At 47.0% G+C, this 1037-nt stretch carries 1 protein-coding gene; it reads right to left on the bottom strand.

The window, feature by feature from the left end:
- A protein-coding gene (locus AB4876_RS19065; RefSeq protein ID WP_368383274.1) for an IS3 family transposase occupies nt 1-1036 on the bottom strand; the annotation gives its coding sequence in 2 pieces (ribosomal slippage) (nt 1-847 and nt 847-1036; 1037 coding nt annotated over the 2 pieces). This gene is flagged as partial in the annotation.
- Between the last annotated feature and the right edge of the window lies 1 nt (nt 1037).

Below are 1037 nucleotides of genomic sequence, written 5' to 3'. Positions count from 1 at the left end.
TTTGTACCATGCTTGCGTGTCGAGTTGTAAAACATTTCGATGTAATTAAAGATATCTTCTTTGGCTTCCCTTCTTGTTTTATATATTTTGCGCCGGATACGTTCTCGTTTAAGAAGCTGGAAAAAGCTTTCGGCTACTGCATTATCGTGACAATTACCCCGGCGACTCATACTCGCTTTAAGATTGTTGGCATTGAGAAACGACTGCCACTCACCGCTGGTAAATTGTGAACCTTGATCCGAGTGGATTAACACCTGGCTCACAGGCTTACGGCGCCATATGGCCATCAATAGTGCGTCCAATACTAAATCAACTGTCATTCGCTGGTTCATCGACCAACCAACGACTTGTCGAGAGTAAAGATCGATGACTACCGTAAGATAAAGCCAGCCTTCATAGGTTCTGATATACGTGATGTCAGTCACCCATGACTGATTGGGCTTATCAACGATAAACTGCCTGTCTAGGTGATTGTCGGCAACGACAGTGGGTCGACCTCCGTAGTATCCCTTGCGGCGTTTATATCCAATCTGGGCCCGTATGCCAGCATGCTGGCATAGCCTTGCAACTTTATTAGGGCTGCAATCAAATCCCATCTCCTGGAGGTCAGCATGCAGTTTACGGTAACCATAAACACAGCCACTCTCCATCCACAGCTGCTTAAGTGTTGATGTCAGCTTGTCGTTACTGCGAGTACGATGAGATTTTGGGGTTTTGAGCCAAGCATAATAGCCACTGCGCTCGATACGCAGTGCGCGACACAAGGTGCGCACTGCGTAATACTGGCAGTTAACTTTGATAAAGGCATACTTTATTCTGACTCCCTTGCGAAGTATGCCGTTGCCTTTTTTAAAATATCCCGCTCTTCCGTCATCCGACGCAACTCTGCTCGGAGGCGCCGGTTCTCCGCGGTGAGATCATCTTGGGTACCACGTTCATTACTAGGCACCCTAAAACGGTTGACCCAGTTGTATAGCGTCTTATCCGAAATACCTAAATGATTGGCAACTTCCTTAATGGGGTAGCCACGTTCAATG

The organism is Zhongshania guokunii (genome assembly GCF_040892635.1).
Classification (GTDB): domain Bacteria; phylum Pseudomonadota; class Gammaproteobacteria; order Pseudomonadales; family Spongiibacteraceae; genus Spongiibacter; species Spongiibacter guokunii.
The sequence above is the reverse complement of the archived record's forward strand: the minus strand, read 5'-3'. Positions and strand labels throughout refer to the sequence as shown.